Consider the following 17,333-nt stretch of genomic DNA (forward strand, 5'->3'; position numbering starts at 1 on the left):
CGCGCCGGCCGAGTACGAGCTCGCTTCGATTCACGGCTACGACGTTATTCGTGTGTGAACCGATGAGTCAAACAGGCTACCTTTCGTGTCCCATTATGTGGGACGCGAGTGGTTGCGTGGGTCCGTATACCGAGATGCGAGGATGGTGGGGTGTCATCACCGCATCAGTCCGTGCCACCGGCTAAATCGTCCCACACCGCCGACGAGACGACCGCGACGGGTCGGCCCGCGCGACCCGGTGGCCTGCGCGCCGCCGGTCCCGGCAGGCTCGGGGCCATCGCCGCGGTGGTACTGGCGTACCTGATCTTCGTCGTCGTCGGCACCGTGCAGGACTGGTCGCTCGTCCTGCGGATCGGGCTCGTCGTACCCGCGGCGGTCATCGTGTGGTTGCTGATTCCGCGCAAGGAGAACCAGCCGACGCCCGGCGTGCATGTGATCGGGGTGCCGAGGCTGGCCTACATCGGTGTGCTGGTCTTGGCGTTCTGCGTGTTCTTCGCGTTCGTCGGTTGGCCGATCGCCCTGTGGTGGCTGCTGCTGGCACCGGTGATCGCGGTGTGGTGGGTGATGCGCACGCACACAACGGTTTCCGATGCGGGGCTCGACCTCTCCACGATGGTCTCCTCGAAGCACCTCGACTGGGCACAGGTCAAAGGCATCAGCATCCCCAAGCGTGGGTACATCCGGGCCCGGCTCGCCGACGACTCCGAGGTGAAGCTGCCCGCCGTCGGTTACGACCGGTTGCGTGAGCTGATCGAGGCATCAGAGGGCCGGTTGCCCGATGTGTTCGCGGCGGCCGAGGCTGCCGAGGCCGAGCGTCTCGCAGCTGAGCGTGCGCAGGCCGGCGCGTCGACCGACACCGATGCCGACGCGCCGGGAGCACCCACCGGCGAGACCGAAACGCACTCCGGCGAGAACGGGGAGCCCGGCACCACACGGTGACCACCTCGCCCCCGGCCCGACGCCCGACCCCGGCGCCGCGGAATGCCGAGCCACCCGGCACATCGGCGCCGAGAGCTACGCGCCTCCGAGCGCACTGTGGGAATCCACACGATGCCGCACAGAGTTGCACCGGTAAGCTGACGGCACCGGGCACCCTCGCGCCGACGGCACCACCGCGGCGACACCCTCCGGAGCGACACTCCCGCCTCGAGCCCGGTTCCCCACCCCCGCACCGACGACCGGCGCGACGCGACCACCGCCCGCCGGAGTAACGTGCGGGGTGCCGGACGCACCGCGCCCGCGCTCTGTGCCGCGCAGGTCAGCCCCCTGCGCGCTCGCCGCGAGCGCACCCAGCGACATTTGACGAGGACTCCCATGCCACCGCTTCGCTCACGCACAACCACCATCGGCCGCAATGCCGCGGGCGCTCGTTCGCTCTGGCGCGCGACCGGCATGACCGACTCCGATTTCGGCAAGCCGATCATCGCGATCGCGAACTCCTACACCCAGTTCGTGCCCGGCCACGTGCACCTCAAGAACATGGGCGACATCGTGGCCGAGGCGGTGCGCGCCGCCGGTGGTGTGCCGCGCGAATTCCACACCATCGCCGTCGACGACGGTATCGCCATGGGCCACGGCGGCATGCTCTACTCGCTGCCCTCGCGCGAGATCATCGCCGACTCGGTCGAGTACATGGCCAACGCGCACACCGCCGACGCGCTGGTGTGTATCTCCAACTGCGACAAGATCACTCCCGGCATGCTCAATGCCGCGATGCGCCTCAACATCCCCGCCGTGTTCGTCTCCGGTGGGCCGATGGAGGCAGGTAAGGCCGTGGTCGTCGACGGTGTGGCGCACGCACCGCTCGACCTGGTGAGCGCGATCTCGGCGAGCGCGAGCCAGGCGGTGTCCGACGAAGGACTCGACGAGGTCGAACGGTCCGCCTGCCCGACCTGCGGTTCGTGTTCGGGCATGTTCACCGCGAACTCGATGAACTGCCTCACCGAGGCGCTCGGCCTCGCGCTGCCCGGCAACGGTTCCACCCTCGCGACCCACGCGGCGCGGCGCGCGCTGTTCGAGCGGGCGGGCACCGTCATCGTCGATATCGCCAAGCGCTGGTACCAGGACGACGATGCCTCGGTGCTGCCCCGAAACGTCGCCAATGCCAAGGCCTTCCGCAACGCGATGGCCCTCGACGTGGCGATGGGAGGTTCGACCAACACGGTGCTGCACACTCTCGCCGCCGCTCAGGAAGGCGAGATCGACTTCGATCTGCAGACCATCGACGAAATCAGCCGCCGGGTGCCGTGCCTGTCGAAGGTGTCGCCCAACTCCGACTACCACATGGAAGACGTGCACCGCGCGGGCGGCATCCCCGCCATCCTCGGTGAGCTGCGCCGCGGCGGGCTGCTCGAAATGGACGTCACCACCGTCCACACCGCGAGCTACGAGGAGTTCCTCGACACCTGGGACATCCGCTCCGGCAAGACATCCGAGGAGGCCATCGAGCTGTTCCACGCCGCCCCCGGTGGGGTGCGCACGGTGGAACCGTTCTCCACCAGCAACCGCTGGTCCTCGCTCGACACCGACGCCGCCGGTGGCTGCATCCGCGACATCGAGCACGCCTACACCGTCGAAGGCGGGCTGTGCGTGCTGCGCGGCAACATCGCCCCCGACGGCGCGATCCTCAAGACCGCGGGCATCGATGAGGAGCTGTTCACCTTCGAGGGCCCGGCCGTGGTGGTCGAGTCGCAGGAGGAGGCGGTGTCGATGATCCTCGGCAAGAAGATCCAGCCCGGCGATGTGGTCGTCGTGCGCTACGAGGGCCCGGCCGGTGGTCCCGGCATGCAGGAGATGCTGCACCCCACCTCGTTCCTCAAGGGCCTCGGCCTGGGCAAGGTGTGCGCGCTGATCACCGACGGCCGCTTCTCCGGCGGCACCTCGGGCCTGTCGATCGGCCACGTCTCCCCCGAGGCCGCCTCCGGTGGTGTCATCGGCCTGATCGAGAACGGCGACCGCATCCGCATCGACGTCCACACCCGCGCCCTCGAGGTGCTGGTCTCCGACGAGGTGCTCGCCGAACGCCGCGCGAAGATGGAAGCCTCGGAGCGCCCGTGGCAGCCGGTGAACCGCGACCGCACGGTCACCACCGCGCTGCGCGCGTACGCCGCGTTGGCCACCTCCGCCGACAAGGGCGCCGTCCGCCGGCTGCCGTAGCCGAAACAAAGGTCCGGCCCCTCACAAACTCTGTGAGGGGCCGGACTCGTTTCTGCCCTAGGCGAGGGCGGGTTGTTTCGGTTCCGTCGACGACTCCTCGTCACGGCCGGTTCGAGCTGGGATCAGAGCGGTCGCGATCAGACCGAGCAGGACGAAGCCTGCCGCGAGATAGGCACCGATGTTGACACCGGCGGTCATTCCCGCGCGGCCCGCCTCGGCCACCGGTTGCGTATCGGGTTGGACGGCAAAGCCTTCGATCGCCGCGCCCGCGCTGCCGGAGATGGCGTGGGCGTACTGCTCGGACTGGGCGGCTGGCATGCCCGTGGCGGTGAGGTCGTTGTCGACCTCGGTGGTCAGCGTGGTGAAGAAGACCGTGGTCAGCAGGGCGATGCCGAGGGCGGAACCGAGTTGGCGGAAGGCGCTCTGGATGCCGGAGGCCTGGCCGTTGTCGGCTTCGGGGATGTCGGCCAGCACGACATTGGTCACCTGGGCGGTGGCGAAACCGACGCCCACGCCGTACAGGCACAGCACCAGCGCCATCGACCACCACGAACTGTCGGTGGCGGCGAAGAAGCCGAGTGCGGCCAGGCCGACCACCTCGAGGGCTAGGCCGAGCCGGACCAGGTTCAGCGGGGAGGCCGATCCGGCCATTCCGAAGCTGGCACCGCTGGCGATGAAGCTGCCGATGGCGATCGGCACCAGGGCAAGACCGGCCTGCACCGCGCTGTAACCGAGGGTGAACTGCATCCACAGCGGCAGCACGGCGACGACGCCGAACTCACCGAGGCCGATGATCAACGTGGCGATATTGCCGTTGCGGAACGAGGCGAGCGAGAACAGGCTCAGGTCCATCAGTGCCTTGTCGGCGTCGCCCTTGCGGCGCAACAGCACCTGCCTGGCGACGAACGCACCCAGCGCACACACACTCAGCACAAGCGCGACCAGCACGGGCGACGGCCCACTCGCCCAGGTGAATCCGCCGATCCCCATCGGGTGCACGGTGGTGATCCAGCCGTAGGTGCGGCCTTCGACGAGGCCGAAGGCGAGCAATCCGAGCCCGAGCACCGACAGGATCGAGCCGAGCACATCGAGGCGACCGACCACCTTCGGCGACGGTGCGATGCACGTCAGCACGCCGACCACGATCACCACCGAGAGCGGCACATTGATGCCGAAAGCCCAACGCCACGACACATGTTCGGCCAGCCAACCACCGAGCAGCGGTCCGAGCGCGGCCGCCGCACCGATCGTCGAACCCCAGACCGCGAACGCCTGACCACGCGCTTTCCCGGTGAAAGTCGCGTTCAGCAGGGCCAGTGAGGTCGGCAGGATCATCGCTGCGCCCGCACCCTGCAGGAATCGGGCGATCACGAGCAGTCCACCGTCCGGTGCGAGCCCGGCCATGATGCTCGTCGCGCCGAACACCACGACACCGGCGACGAACACCCGGCGCGCGCCGACCATGTCGGCGACGCGACCGACCACGAGCAGCAGCGCCGCGAACACGATCGCGTAGGACTCCTGAATCCATTGCGCCTCGGTCGAACCCGTGTCCAGGTCACCGATGATCGACGGGATGATCACGTTCACGATCGTGGTGTCGACCACGATCAGCGCTACGCCGAGGGCAATGGCGATCAAGCCGAGCCATCGGCGAAGGGACGACTCTTGACTCATCGCACACTCCTATTTCCATGATGGAATAATTCCACTGTCAAAGTAGATTGTGGGCAATAGGATGTCAAACCGATGCGAAAGGAACCTATGAGCCAGTCGGATGCTCGGGCGCAGTACGAACGGATCCACGAGGGTATGCGGGCCTACGGCGCGAGTTACCGCGAGCTCGCTCGCCGGTTCGCCACCTGGCTGGGCCTGCACTCGACCGACGCCGAGGCGCTCATCGAGATCCTCACCGCCGAGGAACGCGGGACCACGCTGTCACCGGCGCGGCTCAGCGAACGAATCGCCTTGTCCAACAGCGCGACCACCGCACTACTGAACCGTCTGGAACAGACCGGTCATATCGTGCGCAGCCGCGAACACGACGACCGCCGCGTCATCACGCTGCGCAGCACCCCACGCATCCACGCCCTCGCCAACGACTTCTTCGGCCCACTCGGCACGAAGGTCGAGGAATCGGTGATGGGTAAGTACTCCCCCGAGGAACTCCGCCGATTCGAGGCATTCCTGGCCGACATCCACGCCACGATGACCAACCACCTGTCCGAACCCGCACCCCCGCAGCCACTGACTCGGCAAGAGCGTGGGTAACTCACCGGGTACCGGCTAACTCCCCAGAGCACCTACCCGCCAGCCGCGTCGAAACCAGACACCCACCCGAGTCCGGCCAGAATTCGCGGGGAGGCGGTTCAGAAGGGGCCTATGCCCTTCAGGGGGTTGCCGCCGTGGAGGAACCAGTAGGTGCCGATGGCGGCGGCGATGGCCAGCAGGACCACCACGAAGGAGCCGTAGGCGGGGCGGGTGGCCCAGCCGCGGGTGCGGTCGAGGGACCAGCGGCCCGGGCCGGTGAGGATGATCGCCAGCGCGGCGCCGGCGAGGATGGTGTCGATTTCCACGCCGGACTTGGTCGCCGCGTTGTACTGGAAACCAGGGATCATGCCCTGCTTCCACATCCAGGCGTTGGAGATGGTCGCGAGGATGGCGCCCGCGGCGAGCGGGGTGGCCAGGCCGAGGACGAGCAGGACGCCGCCGCCGAGTTCGCCTGCGATCACCAGGGCGGTGGCCAGCGACGGGTGGTCCCAGCCGCCACCGGCCATCATGTCCTTGGTTCCGTCGATGCCGGGGCCGTGGAACCAGCCGGTCAGCTTCTGCAGACCGTGGTAGATGAAGGTGCCGCCGACCACCAGGCGCAGCACGAACAAGCCGAAGTCGAGGGTGCCGCGCCGGGCCTCGCGGTTGCGGCGCTGCAGGCGGACCGAGTCCGCCGACGCGGCCGTCGCGGGCGGAATCGTCGCGTAGCCATAGTCGGTGTCGCCGGACTTGGCGCTGCTCGCCGTGGGGACCTCGTCGCCGGGATCCAGGCCGAGGTCCTCGTCGGTGCGCGGCACGTCCTTGGGGTCGGGCTTGCGCATCTGCGTGGTCGGCGAATCGAAGGGGCTGGTCACCGGCTGCCCCGCCGCGGAGGCGGACTCTCCGGCCCGCGCCGTCGCGTCGTCGGGGGAAGTGTCGTTCGACTTGTCGGTCACGGTCTCACCTTAGGACGTGGGATCGCGGTGCGTCGCCCTTCGCCGCATCAGGCGTGTCAGCCCCGCTCGACTGCCGGTAACGTCTGCACCATGAGTTCGGTATTCGCGGGCCGCGTGGCAGTCGGATTGGCGCTCGGCACGATTCTGGTCGCCGGGTGTGCCCGTTTCGACGAGTCGGCGTCCAGCCCGTTCACCACCGAGCCGTCGATCGGCGGTGCCAACGCGGAACCGAAGCCGCCGCAGGACTCGCCCTCGCAGGCGCCGCGCCCGACCGGGCCGTGTATCGACCCCGATCCCAATGTCATCGGCACCTGCCTCGATTCGGCCGCCGGGCTGATCGCGGTGGGTGACGGCGCGCTGGTCGCCGAGCGTCGCACCGGTCGCATCCTGTCGGTGACCCCGGTCGACGCGAGTACTCCGCAGCCACCCCCGGAGGAGGTCGCGGTGCTGCCCGTCGACGGGTCGGGCGACGGTGGCATCTCCGATATCACCTTGTCCCCGACCTTCTCCGAGGACGGGCTGATGTACGCCTACATCACCACCGGCAGCGACAACCGTGTGGTCCGCCTGTCCCGTGACGGCGCGCCGAAGGAGATCCTCACCGGAATCCCCAAGGGCGCCACCGGGAATCGCGGCGCGCTGGAATGGGCGACACCGAACCAGCTGCTGGTCCTCACCGGCGACGCGGGCAACCCCGGCGCCGCGGCCGACCCAGGCTCGCTCGGGGGCAAACTGTTGCGACTCGACTCACCGTCGTCGGGCACGAACACACCGCAGGTGGTCGCCTCGGGCATCGGCACCGCCGGAGACCTGTGCCGTGACGGCAAGGACGGCATGTGGGTCACCGACCGCACCGCCGCCGAGGACCGACTGCAGCATCTCGGCACCGACGGCACCCTCACCGTGTCGTGGACCTGGCCCGACCGCCCCGGCGTCGGCGGGTGCGCGGCGACCACCGACGGTGTGGCCGTCGCCCTCACCGAAGGAAAGGCACTCGCCGCCGTCACCGCCGACATGACCACCTTCGCGGTCACCACGGCGCCCACCCTGATCGCCCAGGACAAGTACGGCAAACTGCTCGGCGCCACGGGTGGTGCCGACGGCAGCGTCTGGGTGAGCACGGTCAACAAAACCGACGGCGCCCCAGGCGAATTCGACGACCGCGTCGTGCGCATCCCACCGCCCCAGGGCGGCGCGGGCGGCCCCGACTAGCGCTTCGGCGGCCGAAAGCCGGCCCAACTGTTCTCCCCGAACGGGCGAGAACAGTTGGGCTGCTTCGTTTCTCAGCTACAAGCCGCGATGACCAGGTCGCGAACGCGGGCGGCGTCGGCCTGGCCACGGGTGGCCTTCATGACGTCGCCGACGATCTTGCCCGCGGCCTGGACCTTGCCCGAGCGGATCTTGTCGGCGATATCGGGGTTGGCGGCGAGGGCCTTTTCGACCTCGGCCTGCAGGGCGGTGTCGTCACTGACCATGCCGAGGCCCTTGGCTTCGACGATCTGGGCGGGTTCGCCCTCGCCGGCCAGCACGAAGTCGACCACCTGCTTGGCGACCTTGTTGTTCACCGTCTTCGCCTCGACCAGGGCGATGACCGCCGCCACCTGCGCGGGGGTGATCGGGAGGTCGACCAGGGCGACCTCGCGTTCCTTGGCCTTCTCGGTGAGGTAGGCGACCCACCAGGAGCGGGCCTCGTTGGCGGGGGCACCTGCCTCGACGGTGGCGATGATGAGGTCGAGGGCGCCCGCGTTCACCAGGTCGCGCATCACCTCGTCGGACAGGCCCCAATCGGCCTGGATGCGCGCGCGGACCAGCCATGGGTACTCGGGGATGGTGGCGCGCAGTTCCTCGATCCACTCGGCGGCCGGGGCGACGGGCTCGAGGTCGGGTTCGGGGAAGTAGCGGTAGTCCTCGGCGGTCTCCTTGCGGCGACCCGCCGACGTGGACCCGTCGGCCTCGTTGAAGTGGCGGGTCTCCTGCACGATCTCGCCGCCCGCGGTGAGCACGGCGGCCTGACGGCGCATCTCGTAGCGCACCGCGACCTCGACGCTCTTGAGCGAGTTCACGTTCTTGGTCTCGGTGCGGGTACCGAATTCCTTCGCGCCGATCGCCATCAGCGATACGTTGGCGTCGCAGCGCAGCGAGCCCTGTTCCATCTTCACGTCGGAGACATTGAGCGAGCGCAGCACTTCGCGCAGCGCGGTGACGTAGGCGCGGGCCACCTCGGGCGCGCGTTCGCCCGCACCGGTGATCGGCTTGGTGACGATCTCGATCAGCGGCACACCCGCGCGGTTGAAATCGAGCAGCGAGTGGCTCGCGCCGTGGATGCGGCCGGTGGCACCGCCCACGTGCAGCGACTTGCCGGTGTCTTCTTCCATGTGCGCGCGCTCGATGTCGACGCGGAAGGTGCTGCCGTCGTCGAGCACCACGTCGAGGAAGCCGTCGGTGGCGATGGGCTCGTCGTACTGGCTGATCTGGTAGTTCTTCGGCTGATCCGGGTAGAAGTAGTTCTTGCGCGCGAACCGGCCCCACGGGGTGATCGAACAGTTCAGCGCCAGGCCGATGCGGATGGCCGACTCGACGGCCTTCTCGTTCACGACCGGCAGCGAGCCGGGGAGCCCGAGGCACACCGGGCACACCTGGGTATTGGGTTCGGCGCCGAACTCGGTGGGGCAACCGCAGAACATCTTGGTCGCCGTGGACAACTCGACGTGGACCTCCATGCCGAGCACCGGCTCGTACCGGGAGATGACATCGGCGTAATCCATCAACTCGACCGTGGGTGCGCTCATGCCTAGCAGTCTATGTAAGCCGCTCACGGCCGCGGCCGGTGGTCCTAGCGCGGCGGGACACGGCGGGTGAGCCAGTCGGTGACGTAGGTGAGAACGGCCGGATCGATGGTGGTTTCGATGGTCGAGTATTCGCTGGGGTTGCCGGTTTCGGTGGGCTGCATCAGGTGGTTGAGGCCGGGGAAGGTGTGCACCGTCGGGTCGGGCGCGCCCGCCAGCGCCTCGCGCATGGGCCCCTCGCTCTGGGCGGCGGGAACCTGCAGGTCCTTGCCGCCGAAGAAGGCGAGCACCGGCACGCGCAGGGCGCGCAGCGACGGTTGCGGGTCGAAGGTCATGAAGGAGGTCATATAGGGGGTGTTGAACGAATCGACCGCTTCCTTCGGTGCACGCTCGTTCTCGGGTAAGGACTCGTTGTGCTGCTGGGAGTACACCCGGGCGCCCTCGAGGTCACCGGCGCGCAGCATCGCGGTCCATCTCGTGAGGTAGTCGACCTGCTGATCGATCTTGTCCTGTGGCGCGCCCGAGGCGGCCATGATGACCTTGTTCTGTTCGATCAGCACGTCGGCGCCGGGCACCGACGGGCCGGCCATCAGGATCGCGAACGCGATATCGCTTCCCGGCCTTGCCGCGACCAGCGGTGCGAGGTAGCCGCCCTCGCTGTGGCCGAACAGGCCGACCTTCGCGTCGTCGATCTCGGGCCGCTCGCGCAGGAACGCCACACCGGCGGCGGCATCACCGGCGAGGGTGTCGTAGGTGGCGTCGTCGAGCTTGCCGCCGGTTCCGCCGACGCCGCGGTCGTCGGTGCGCAGCACCGCGTAGCCCGCGCGGGTGAGGGTGTCGGCGAGCACCAGGAACGGGCGGTGCCCGAGCAGTTCCTCGTTGCGGTCCTGCGGGCCGCTGCCGGTGATCATCAGCACCGCCGGGAACGGGCCTGGCCCTTCGGGTTCGGTGAGCGTGCCCGCGATGGTGATGTCGCCGCTGCGATAGGTGACGTCCTCGCTGCGGTAGGGGAACGGTGGCTTCGGGTCCTGCGGACGGGCGACGTTCTCGATCTTGCCGCGCCGCAGCGTGAGTGGCGCCGACTGGCCCGATTGCGTCCAGTCACCGGTGATCTGCTCCCCCTCGAGCTTGCCGCGGAATCGCGGGTCGCCCGGCGCGTCGGGGAGCGCGAACTCGACCTTGTCCGGCTCGGCGACAACGTCTTTCAGCGGCGCGTCACGCAGACCCTGGATGGGGATGTCGAGGGTGGCCGAACCGTCTTCGGCGAAACTCACCCCGATCGGGATCGGCTGCCCTGGCACCTCGATCGCGCCGTTCCAGTTGCCGTGCACGGTGGTTTCCCCGGAATCCGATGTGGACCCGGAGCATCCGCCGACCAGGGCGGTGAGGACTGCAAGAACCGAAACGAACACTCGACCGGTGCGCATGAAACCACGGTACCGACGCGCACCGACAAGTCCACGCAACGCCTCGCCAGGCAGGCCTCAGCCGAAGAAGGCCTGCGCCTCGCTGAGCCGTTCGGCCGGAACCCGTTTGAGCTGCTTGGTCGCCTCCGACAGCGGGACCAGACCGATGGTCGTGCCGTGCAGGGCGACCATCATCCCGAAATGTCCGGCGTGCACGGCCTCTGCCGCGTGCACGCCGAAGCGGGTGGCCAGGATCCGGTCGTAGGGTGTTGGGCTGCCGCCGCGCTGGACGTGGCCGAGCACCGTGGTGCGGACTTCTTTGCCGATCCGGCGCTCGATCTCGGACCCCAACTGCTGGGCGACACCGGTGAACCGCTCGTGCCCGAATTCGTCGATTCCGCCTTCACGCAGCGTGAACCCGGAATCCGGTGCGGGGTGGGCACCTTCGGCGACGACACAGATGAAGCTCTTCTCGCCGCGCTGGAAGCGGGACTTGATCATCGCGCACACCTGCGCGACGTCGAAGGGTTCCTCGGGCACCAGCGTCAGGTGCGCGCCCGCGGCGATGCCGGAGTTCAGCGCGATCCAGCCCGCGTGCCGTCCCATCACCTCGACGAGCATCACCCGCTGATGCGATTCGGCGGTGGTGTGCAGGCGGTCGATCGCCTCGGTGGCGATCGACAGCGCCGTGTCGTGGCCGAAGGTGACGTCGGTGCAGTCGATGTCGTTGTCGATGGTCTTGGGCACGCCGACCACCGGCACACCCTCCTCGGCCAGCCAGCTGGCCGCGGTGAGGGTGCCTTCGCCGCCGATCGGGATCAGGGCCTCGATGCCGTTGTCGTCGAGGGTCTGCTGGATGCGTGGCAGCCCGGCGCGCAGCACGTCGGGGTTGGTGCGGGCGGTACCGAGCATGGTGCCGCCCTTGGTGAGCAGCCGGTCGGTGCGGTCGTCGTTGTGGATGCGGATCTTGCGGTCCTCGAGTAGGCCTCGCCAACCGTCCTGGAATCCGACGATCGCGTCGCCGTAGCGGCCGTTCGCGGTTCGGACCACCGCCCGGATCACCGCGTTCAGTCCTGGACAGTCTCCGCCTCCGGTCAAGACTCCGATGCGCATGGCGTTCATCTTGCCCCACCAGCGCGGATCAGGGGCAGTGGCCTCCGGCGAGCTCGTCGAGGTGACCCGAGAGCAGGGTCGCCATCTTGTCGAGCATGGTCATACCGTCGGTGAAAGCGCCCGAATCGGGTTTGGCCGCAAAGGCAACCGCGATGCGGCCCGAGGGCGAATCGATCAGCCCGAACTGACGGACCAGGTACTTTCCGGACGTATCCGGTCCCCACCCGCCCTTGAACTCGGCGCTGGTGAATGCCCCCAGACCCCAGCGGTGGCTGACGACGATCTGCTGCATCAAACCGACCACCCGCTCGCTCTGCGGCAGGCACGGCAGCTGGGCGGCGAACCGGACCTGATCGGCCAGCGCCCACTCGGCCTGGCCGTAGATGGAGGCGTCCGAGCGGGTGCGCACGGTCGGCACGGTCGTCGTGGCGTCACCGCCCTCGCGCAGGACCCCTTCCACCGCGGCGGCCGCGTCGGCGTTGTTGCCGAAGGTCGACCACAGAGCGTCGGCGGCGGCGTTGTCGGAGGCGGTGATGGCGGCGTTCACCGACGAGTTGTAGGCGCTGCTGCGGCGCGAGACCGCGATGGCGAGCGGCACCTTGATCGTCGACCAAGCCGGGCCGGTCGTCCAGTCGCCGAAGGTGACCATCTTGGTCCCGGCGACCGGCATGATCGCCATCCCCACGCTGCCACGTAGCCCGCGTTGCAGATCGGCGAAGTCGGCGGCCAGGCTGCCGGGCACCGCGACGGAGACCTCGGCTGTCACCGGGCCGCCCGGCAAGGTGGCCGGGCTCTTCGTGGTGACCTGCGGTGCGGCGGGGCTGCTGTCGGAACCACAGCCCGCGGTGACCAATACGGCAACGCCCAGCAGTGCTGACAGCGCCACCCGTATCGGGTGGCGTCGGTTGTTCGTCATGATGTGAAGCATTTTCGTTTGTGAACTCCCCCGGGCTTTCGGTGCTGGGTAGCCGTGTCCGACACCGTACTGGGCTGTATGGCCCAACGCCCACTTCGTCCGTAAACCGTCAGGTCACACGGTTTTCACCCGAGTAGATGTTCATCGATTCGCCACGGACGAATCCGAGCAATGTCGATCCGGACTCCACGGCGAGGTCGACGGCGAGTGCACTCGGCGCCGATACCGCGGCCAGAATCGGGATGCCCGCCATCACGGCCTTCTGGACCAGTTCGAAGGAGGCCCGGCTGCTCACCACGAGCACCAGGTCGTGCGCGGGGATCCGGTTCTCCCGCACCGCCCAGCCGATCACCTTGTCGACGGCGTTGTGCCTGCCGATGTCCTCGCGCAGGGCGAGCAGGGTGCCGTCGGTGGTGAACAGGCCGGCCGCGTGCAGACCGCCGGTGGCGTCGAAGAGTTTCTGCCCTTCGCGCAGCAGGCCGGGCATCCGCGTCAGCACCTCGGTGCCGACGGCCGGGACCGCGGGCGGCAGCGGGAAGCGGGTGTGGGTGCGCACTTCGTCGAGGGCGCTCTTGCCGCACAGGCCGCAGCCGCCGGTGGTGACGAGGTTGCGCGGGTGCAGCGGCACGGGATCGCGCAGCCGCACGTCGAGCACGTTGTAGGTGTTGCGGCCCTCGCTGTCGGTGCCCGCGCAGTAGCGGGCGGTGACGATGTCGTCGGCGGCGCCGATGATGTTCTCACCGAGCAGGAAGCCGTGCACCAGGTCGATGTCGTTGCCCGGTGTTCGCATGGTGACCGAGAGCGACTGCCCGTCGACCCTGATCTCGAGTGGTTCCTCGACCGCGAGGGTGTCGGGGCGCTCGACCCGCCCGGTCGGTGACAGCCGGACGGTCTTGCGTCGTGCGGTGACTCTGCTCATCAGGTGTGCCGATCAGTCGGTGACGAGTGGTGCTCGTCGTCGCCGGAACGACGGTAGGCGAACCGGCCGGGTCTAGTCGTCTTCGTCGTCGGCGGCCTTGTTGCGTGCCCGCGCGATCTCGAGCGCCCGCTCGGCCGTCGCCTGGTCCGGGTACGGCCCCATCCGGTCGCCGTACCAGCAGGACTTGCCCTGCTCGGCCTTGTGATGCTTGAGGCAGTAGTACCACTGGTCGTCATCAGCCATACCGACAGTATGCAACGATTCGCATATCTGCGTCCGCAGGTCGGCGCGGCGTGGTGCGAAGCCGGTGGTCAGTACACGTAGACGACCGCGTTCTCGCCGCCGGTGCAGGTGACGAGCTTGCCCGCGGGCGTGCACGTCATCGTGTAGGTGCGGCCGGTCACCGGGCTGGTCGCCACCACCTCGCGGGCACCGCTCGCGCTGCCACCGCCCGCGTACGCCTCGCGGACCGCCTGCGCGAACGGGCAGCTGGTGACGGTGTTGCCGACCGCCGCCTTGCTGAAACTGCCACTGCCCGAACCGGAATCGCACGGTTGCGCCCCCGCGGGCAGGGTGACCGGGCCGGCCGAGGTGGTCGGTGCGGCCGTGGTAGCCCGTGGTGCGGTGGTGCCGGTCGGTCCGGCGGGCACCAGCGAGGTGGACGGTGCGCCTGCGGTGTCGGTGGAGTCGGTGGCCGCCATCAGCCGCCAGCCGATCGCCCCGCCGATGGCGACGACGATGACGGCGAGCACGCCGACGAGGATCGGCAACAGCATGGATCGGCGGTTCGAGTCCTGTTGGGACCAGGTGGGTTCCGGGACATAGGCCGGTTCGGGGCCGTAGGGGCCGTCGTTGTCGCGGTAGGCGTGGTCGCCGTAGGCCTGCTGGTCGTCGTACTGGGAGTAGGCGGCCTGATCGTTGTACGGATTCGCCGGGTCGACGGCATTGTGGGCACCGAAGGGCGCTGCGCCACCGCGGTATTGGTGAGTGGGCTGGGAACGCTGCGGGTCCGGGTCGTCGAAGCCGTAGTGCTCGGTCGGAGCGGAGCGGCGCGCCTCCGGGCCGCTCGGGTAGTGCTCGGTGGGCGCGGAGCGTTGGGCGTCCGGGTAGTGCCGGGTCTGCGCGGACCGCTGGTCGCCGATGCTCGCCGGGTCGAATTGTTCGGTGGGCGGGCTGAATTGATCGTTCTGCCCGTAGTGCTCGGTGGGCGCCGACCGCCGATGCTCCGGACCGAACACCTCGGTGGGCGGCGCGAAGTGGTTGCCACTGCCCGGCTGGGCCGGGTCTCGACGGTCGTCGGGCCGGTCTTTTCGCTGGTTGTCATCGAAACCGTCGGCCGACCGTGGGTCGTACTGCGCGGTCGGCGGACCGAAGGCATCGGGGCGCCGCGAAGCCGAGTCCTCGTCGTCCGGGATCCGGTCACCACTGTCCGGACCGAACCGATCACCACCGTGCGCCGAACTCGCCTCCGCCGCATACGGACCGAACGGATTGGCTGTGCCAGCGGACCGGGAATCCGGTGCGTGACCGGGCCCCGGGAATCGCTCGTCGTCGAATTGCCCGGCAGCAGGGCCGAATCGATCCGCGTCGAACTTCTGGGTCGCGGGCGCGGGCGGGTTCGCGCTCTCGCCCGGTCGCGGCCCGTACGGCGGACCCGGACGTGGTTCCGGACCGTTTTCGGCACCGAAAGATCCAGAGGGAGAGCTGAATCCCTGGTTGCGATCGGGCAGGTCGGTGCCGGGGAGCGGGTTCGGGCCGGTGCCACCGGAGACCGGCGGGGAGACCAGCCGGGCGGGTGGAGCCGGACGGTCACCGGGGTTCTGGCGGGAACCGAAATCGGCGGGCGGCTGCCCACCCGGCACCGGGTACTCCCCGGAGTACCGCTGAGTCGGGGCACTGCGTGGCGGTACCAGCGGGCCACGCTGGGCCTCGCCGGGACCACCGAATTGCGGTACGGGCGAGGAGGTTTCGCCAGGACGACCGCCACCGTATGCAGGACCGCCGGCGTGCGAGCCGCCGGGTTGCGGGACCGGCGACGAAGTCTCGCCCGCCAGTCCGCCGCCATACGCGGGACCACTCGGATGAGAGCCCCTCGCGGCGCCGGGTTGCGGGACAGGCGAAGAAGTATCACCCGGGCGATCGCCGCCGTAAGCGACACGGCCGGGGTGCGAGCCGCCAGGTTGCGGGACAGGCGAGGAAGTTTCGCCCGGCCGACCACCGCCGTACGCCAGACCACCGGGATGACCACCGCCCGGTTGCGGGACAGGCGAAGAAGTTTCACCCGGCCGACCGCTGCCGTACGCGCGGCCGCCGGGGTGCGGGGCGCTGGGCTGCGGTACGGGCGAAGATGTTTCGCCTGCTTGGTTGTCGCCGTAGAGGTGGGCGTCGGGGAACGGGCGCATCCGTGGGAGGCCCTGGTCGGGGGTGTAGGCGGGAGGCGGTGTGGGGACGACCGGTTCGGGGGTGGCGTCGTCGGCCGGGAGGGGCGCGAAATAGGTGTCGGCGGGGTGGATTTCGGTGGGGCCGGTGGGCTGGATGACGGCCGGGATGGACACCTCGCCGCTGCCCTCGACCGGAACGCGGTGGAAGCCCGCGGTGTCGGCGCGCGCCTCGGGCGGGCGGATGATGAGCGTCGGCTGGGCGCCGGTCGCGGAGGTCTGGCTGCGGGAGGTCTCGATGCCGCCGGTCGCGGTCACCGCGCCGACAACCCGGAACTCCCCTGTCGGCGTCGGTTTGGGCTGCTCCTGCGCCTCGTCGTCACGCTCGCGCGGCCCGGCGGAGCCACGGCCCGCGCCTGGTCTCGCGGCATCGGTGCCACGCGCCCCGGCTCCGTGCGCGGCGGCAGCGGCACCACCGATGATTCCACCTGCGGCATTACCGAATCCGGCCGCCGCGGGCACCCCGTGACCGGGCGCGTTGACCGGCCCACGGCCGACGATCGGGCCTGCTCCGGGTGCGCTCGCCAAGGCCTGCCTGGCGGCCAGCGCCAGCGCGCCGGCACTCGGGTACCGCTCGGCGGGATCCTTCGCCATGCCGACGGCGATGACGTCGTCGAATGCCACGGGCAGTCCGGCGATCGCGGTGCTCGGCCGCGGCGGTTCCTCGGTCAGGTGGGAGCGGATGAGCACGCTCATGCTGGCGCTGGGGAAAGGGGATGCGCCGGTGAGGCATTCGTGCAGCACGCAGGCCAGCGAATATATGTCGGCGCGGTGCGAGATGGGGGCGGCGTCGAACCGTTCGGGCGCCATGTAGATGTAGGAGCCCATGGCCATCCCGGCCTGGGTGAGCGCGCTGTCGCCCTCGGTGTGGGCGATGCCGAAGTCGGCGAGGTAGGCGAAGTCGGCGGGGGTGACGAGGATGTTGGCCGGTTTCACGTCGCGGTGCACGAGCCCGCCCGCGTGCGCGGCGTCGAGGGCGGCGGCGATCTGTTCGACGACGGCGACCGCGCGTTCCGGGTGCAGTGGCCCCCCGGCGCGCAGCACGCTCCGCAGGTCGGTGCCGGGCACCAGCCGCATGTCGATGAACAGCACCCCGTCGATGACGCCCCAGTCGTGGATCGGGATGACGTGCGGTTCGGCCAGTTTCGCCGCGGCCTGCGATTCGCGCCGGAACCGGACCTGGTAGGCGGGGTCCTGGGCGAGTTCGGCGGCCAGCAACTTCAGGGCGACTACCCGGTCCTTGCCGGTGTCGTAGGCCTCGTAGACCTCCCCCATGCCGCCTTTGCCCAGCATCGACCGCAACTCGTACGGGCCGAATCTGCTCCCCGTCCGTGACCCAGGTGCCTGCACCGGCGTCCGCCTCCCACGTCTTGCGGGCCGTGGGACCCGCGTC

The 17,333-nt window shown here is 69.3% G+C and carries 13 protein-coding genes; 4 read left to right on the forward strand and 9 right to left on the reverse strand.

Annotated features, from left to right (window positions below; translation table 11 throughout):
- Nucleotides 1-150: 150 nt before the first annotated feature.
- Both AB0I19_RS20035 and ilvD read left to right on the forward strand, forming a co-directional pair.
- Nucleotides 151-939 (forward strand): PH domain-containing protein, encoded by a 789-nt coding sequence (locus tag AB0I19_RS20035; protein WP_357150490.1) that lies wholly within the window; start codon nt 151-153, stop codon nt 937-939.
- A gap of 375 nt (nt 940-1,314) precedes the next feature.
- The gene (gene ilvD, locus AB0I19_RS20040) at nt 1,315-3,156 is read left to right on the forward strand and encodes a dihydroxy-acid dehydratase (RefSeq protein ID WP_357150491.1); all 1,842 of its coding nucleotides are present in this window, start codon (nt 1,315-1,317) and stop codon (nt 3,154-3,156) included.
- 57 nt (nt 3,157-3,213) lie between these two features.
- On the opposite strand, the gene AB0I19_RS20045 is transcribed toward ilvD, so the two are convergent.
- Nucleotides 3,214-4,833, reverse strand: coding sequence for a DHA2 family efflux MFS transporter permease subunit (locus AB0I19_RS20045; protein ID WP_357150492.1), 1,620 nt, complete (start codon nt 4,831-4,833; stop codon nt 3,214-3,216).
- 87 nt (nt 4,834-4,920) lie between these two features.
- On the opposite strand from AB0I19_RS20045, the gene AB0I19_RS20050 reads away from it, so the two are divergent.
- Nucleotides 4,921-5,427: a MarR family transcriptional regulator gene (locus AB0I19_RS20050; RefSeq protein ID WP_357150493.1), complete on the forward strand. Its 507-nt coding sequence runs from the start codon at nt 4,921-4,923 to the stop codon at nt 5,425-5,427.
- Between the two features lie 98 nt (nt 5,428-5,525).
- Here AB0I19_RS20050 and AB0I19_RS20055 read toward each other — a convergent pair whose 3' ends face one another.
- Nucleotides 5,526-6,362, reverse strand: a complete 837-nt coding sequence (locus AB0I19_RS20055) for a DoxX family protein (RefSeq protein ID WP_067493251.1) — start codon at nt 6,360-6,362, stop codon at nt 5,526-5,528.
- Between the two features lie 90 nt (nt 6,363-6,452).
- Here AB0I19_RS20055 and AB0I19_RS20060 point away from each other — a divergent pair, with 90 nt between their 5' ends.
- Entirely contained in the window at nt 6,453-7,574 is a 1,122-nt protein-coding gene (locus AB0I19_RS20060) for a PQQ-dependent sugar dehydrogenase (protein WP_357150494.1), read from the forward strand.
- A 71-nt stretch (nt 7,575-7,645) separates the two neighbouring features.
- On the opposite strand, the gene gatB is transcribed toward AB0I19_RS20060, so the two are convergent.
- The 7 genes from gatB to AB0I19_RS20095 all read right to left on the reverse strand — a co-directional run bounded on the left by gatB (nt 7,646) and on the right by AB0I19_RS20095 (nt 17,233).
- Nucleotides 7,646-9,151, reverse strand: coding sequence for an Asp-tRNA(Asn)/Glu-tRNA(Gln) amidotransferase subunit GatB (gene gatB, locus AB0I19_RS20065; RefSeq protein ID WP_067493247.1), 1,506 nt, complete (start codon nt 9,149-9,151; stop codon nt 7,646-7,648).
- Nucleotides 9,152-9,195: 44 nt separating this feature from the next.
- On the reverse strand, nt 9,196-10,575 hold the full coding sequence (locus AB0I19_RS20070) for an alpha/beta fold hydrolase (RefSeq protein ID WP_357150495.1): 1,380 nt from the start codon (nt 10,573-10,575) through the stop codon (nt 9,196-9,198).
- Nucleotides 10,576-10,632: 57 nt separating this feature from the next.
- Nucleotides 10,633-11,667 carry an ATP-dependent 6-phosphofructokinase gene (locus tag AB0I19_RS20075; protein WP_067493464.1) on the reverse strand — a complete coding sequence of 345 codons (1,035 nt, stop codon included), beginning with the start codon at nt 11,665-11,667 and terminating at the stop codon, nt 10,633-10,635.
- Between the two features lie 28 nt (nt 11,668-11,695).
- Nucleotides 11,696-12,583: a hypothetical protein gene (locus tag AB0I19_RS20080; RefSeq protein ID WP_357150496.1), complete on the reverse strand. Its 888-nt coding sequence runs from the start codon at nt 12,581-12,583 to the stop codon at nt 11,696-11,698.
- A 109-nt stretch (nt 12,584-12,692) separates the two neighbouring features.
- Nucleotides 12,693-13,502, reverse strand: coding sequence for a formate dehydrogenase accessory sulfurtransferase FdhD (gene fdhD / locus AB0I19_RS20085; RefSeq protein ID WP_357150497.1), 810 nt, complete (start codon nt 13,500-13,502; stop codon nt 12,693-12,695).
- A 72-nt stretch (nt 13,503-13,574) separates the two neighbouring features.
- Nucleotides 13,575-13,745 carry a hypothetical protein gene (locus tag AB0I19_RS20090; RefSeq protein ID WP_166655716.1) on the reverse strand — a complete coding sequence of 57 codons (171 nt, stop codon included), beginning with the start codon at nt 13,743-13,745 and terminating at the stop codon, nt 13,575-13,577.
- Nucleotides 13,746-13,813: 68 nt separating this feature from the next.
- Entirely contained in the window at nt 13,814-17,233 is a 3,420-nt protein-coding gene (locus AB0I19_RS20095; RefSeq protein WP_357150498.1) for a protein kinase, read from the reverse strand.
- Nucleotides 17,234-17,333: the final 100 nt, after the last annotated feature.

Source organism: Nocardia sp. NPDC050413, from assembly GCF_040655475.1.
GTDB classification, from domain to species: domain Bacteria; phylum Actinomycetota; class Actinomycetes; order Mycobacteriales; family Mycobacteriaceae; genus Nocardia; species Nocardia coubleae.

What these genes read in the sequence shown, in the direction of transcription:
- ilvD (WP_357150491.1), top strand. Translation starts at nt 1,315, where the DNA reads ATGCCACCGCTTCGCTCACGCACAACCACCATCGGCCGCAATGCCGCG.
- AB0I19_RS20045 (WP_357150492.1), bottom strand. Translation starts at nt 4,833, where the DNA reads ATGAGTCAAGAGTCGTCCCTTCGCCGATGGCTCGGCTTGATCGCCATT.
- AB0I19_RS20050 (WP_357150493.1), top strand. Translation starts at nt 4,921, where the DNA reads ATGAGCCAGTCGGATGCTCGGGCGCAGTACGAACGGATCCACGAGGGT.
- AB0I19_RS20060 (WP_357150494.1), top strand. Translation starts at nt 6,453, where the DNA reads ATGAGTTCGGTATTCGCGGGCCGCGTGGCAGTCGGATTGGCGCTCGGC.
- gatB (WP_067493247.1), bottom strand. Translation starts at nt 9,151, where the DNA reads ATGAGCGCACCCACGGTCGAGTTGATGGATTACGCCGATGTCATCTCC.
- AB0I19_RS20070 (WP_357150495.1), bottom strand. Translation starts at nt 10,575, where the DNA reads ATGCGCACCGGTCGAGTGTTCGTTTCGGTTCTTGCAGTCCTCACCGCC.
- AB0I19_RS20075 (WP_067493464.1), bottom strand. Translation starts at nt 11,667, where the DNA reads ATGCGCATCGGAGTCTTGACCGGAGGCGGAGACTGTCCAGGACTGAAC.
- AB0I19_RS20080 (WP_357150496.1), bottom strand. Translation starts at nt 12,583, where the DNA reads ATGACGAACAACCGACGCCACCCGATACGGGTGGCGCTGTCAGCACTG.
- fdhD (WP_357150497.1), bottom strand. Translation starts at nt 13,502, where the DNA reads ATGAGCAGAGTCACCGCACGACGCAAGACCGTCCGGCTGTCACCGACC.
- AB0I19_RS20090 (WP_166655716.1), bottom strand. Translation starts at nt 13,745, where the DNA reads ATGGCTGATGACGACCAGTGGTACTACTGCCTCAAGCATCACAAGGCC.
- AB0I19_RS20095 (WP_357150498.1), bottom strand. Translation starts at nt 17,233, where the DNA reads ATGCTGGGCAAAGGCGGCATGGGGGAGGTCTACGAGGCCTACGACACC.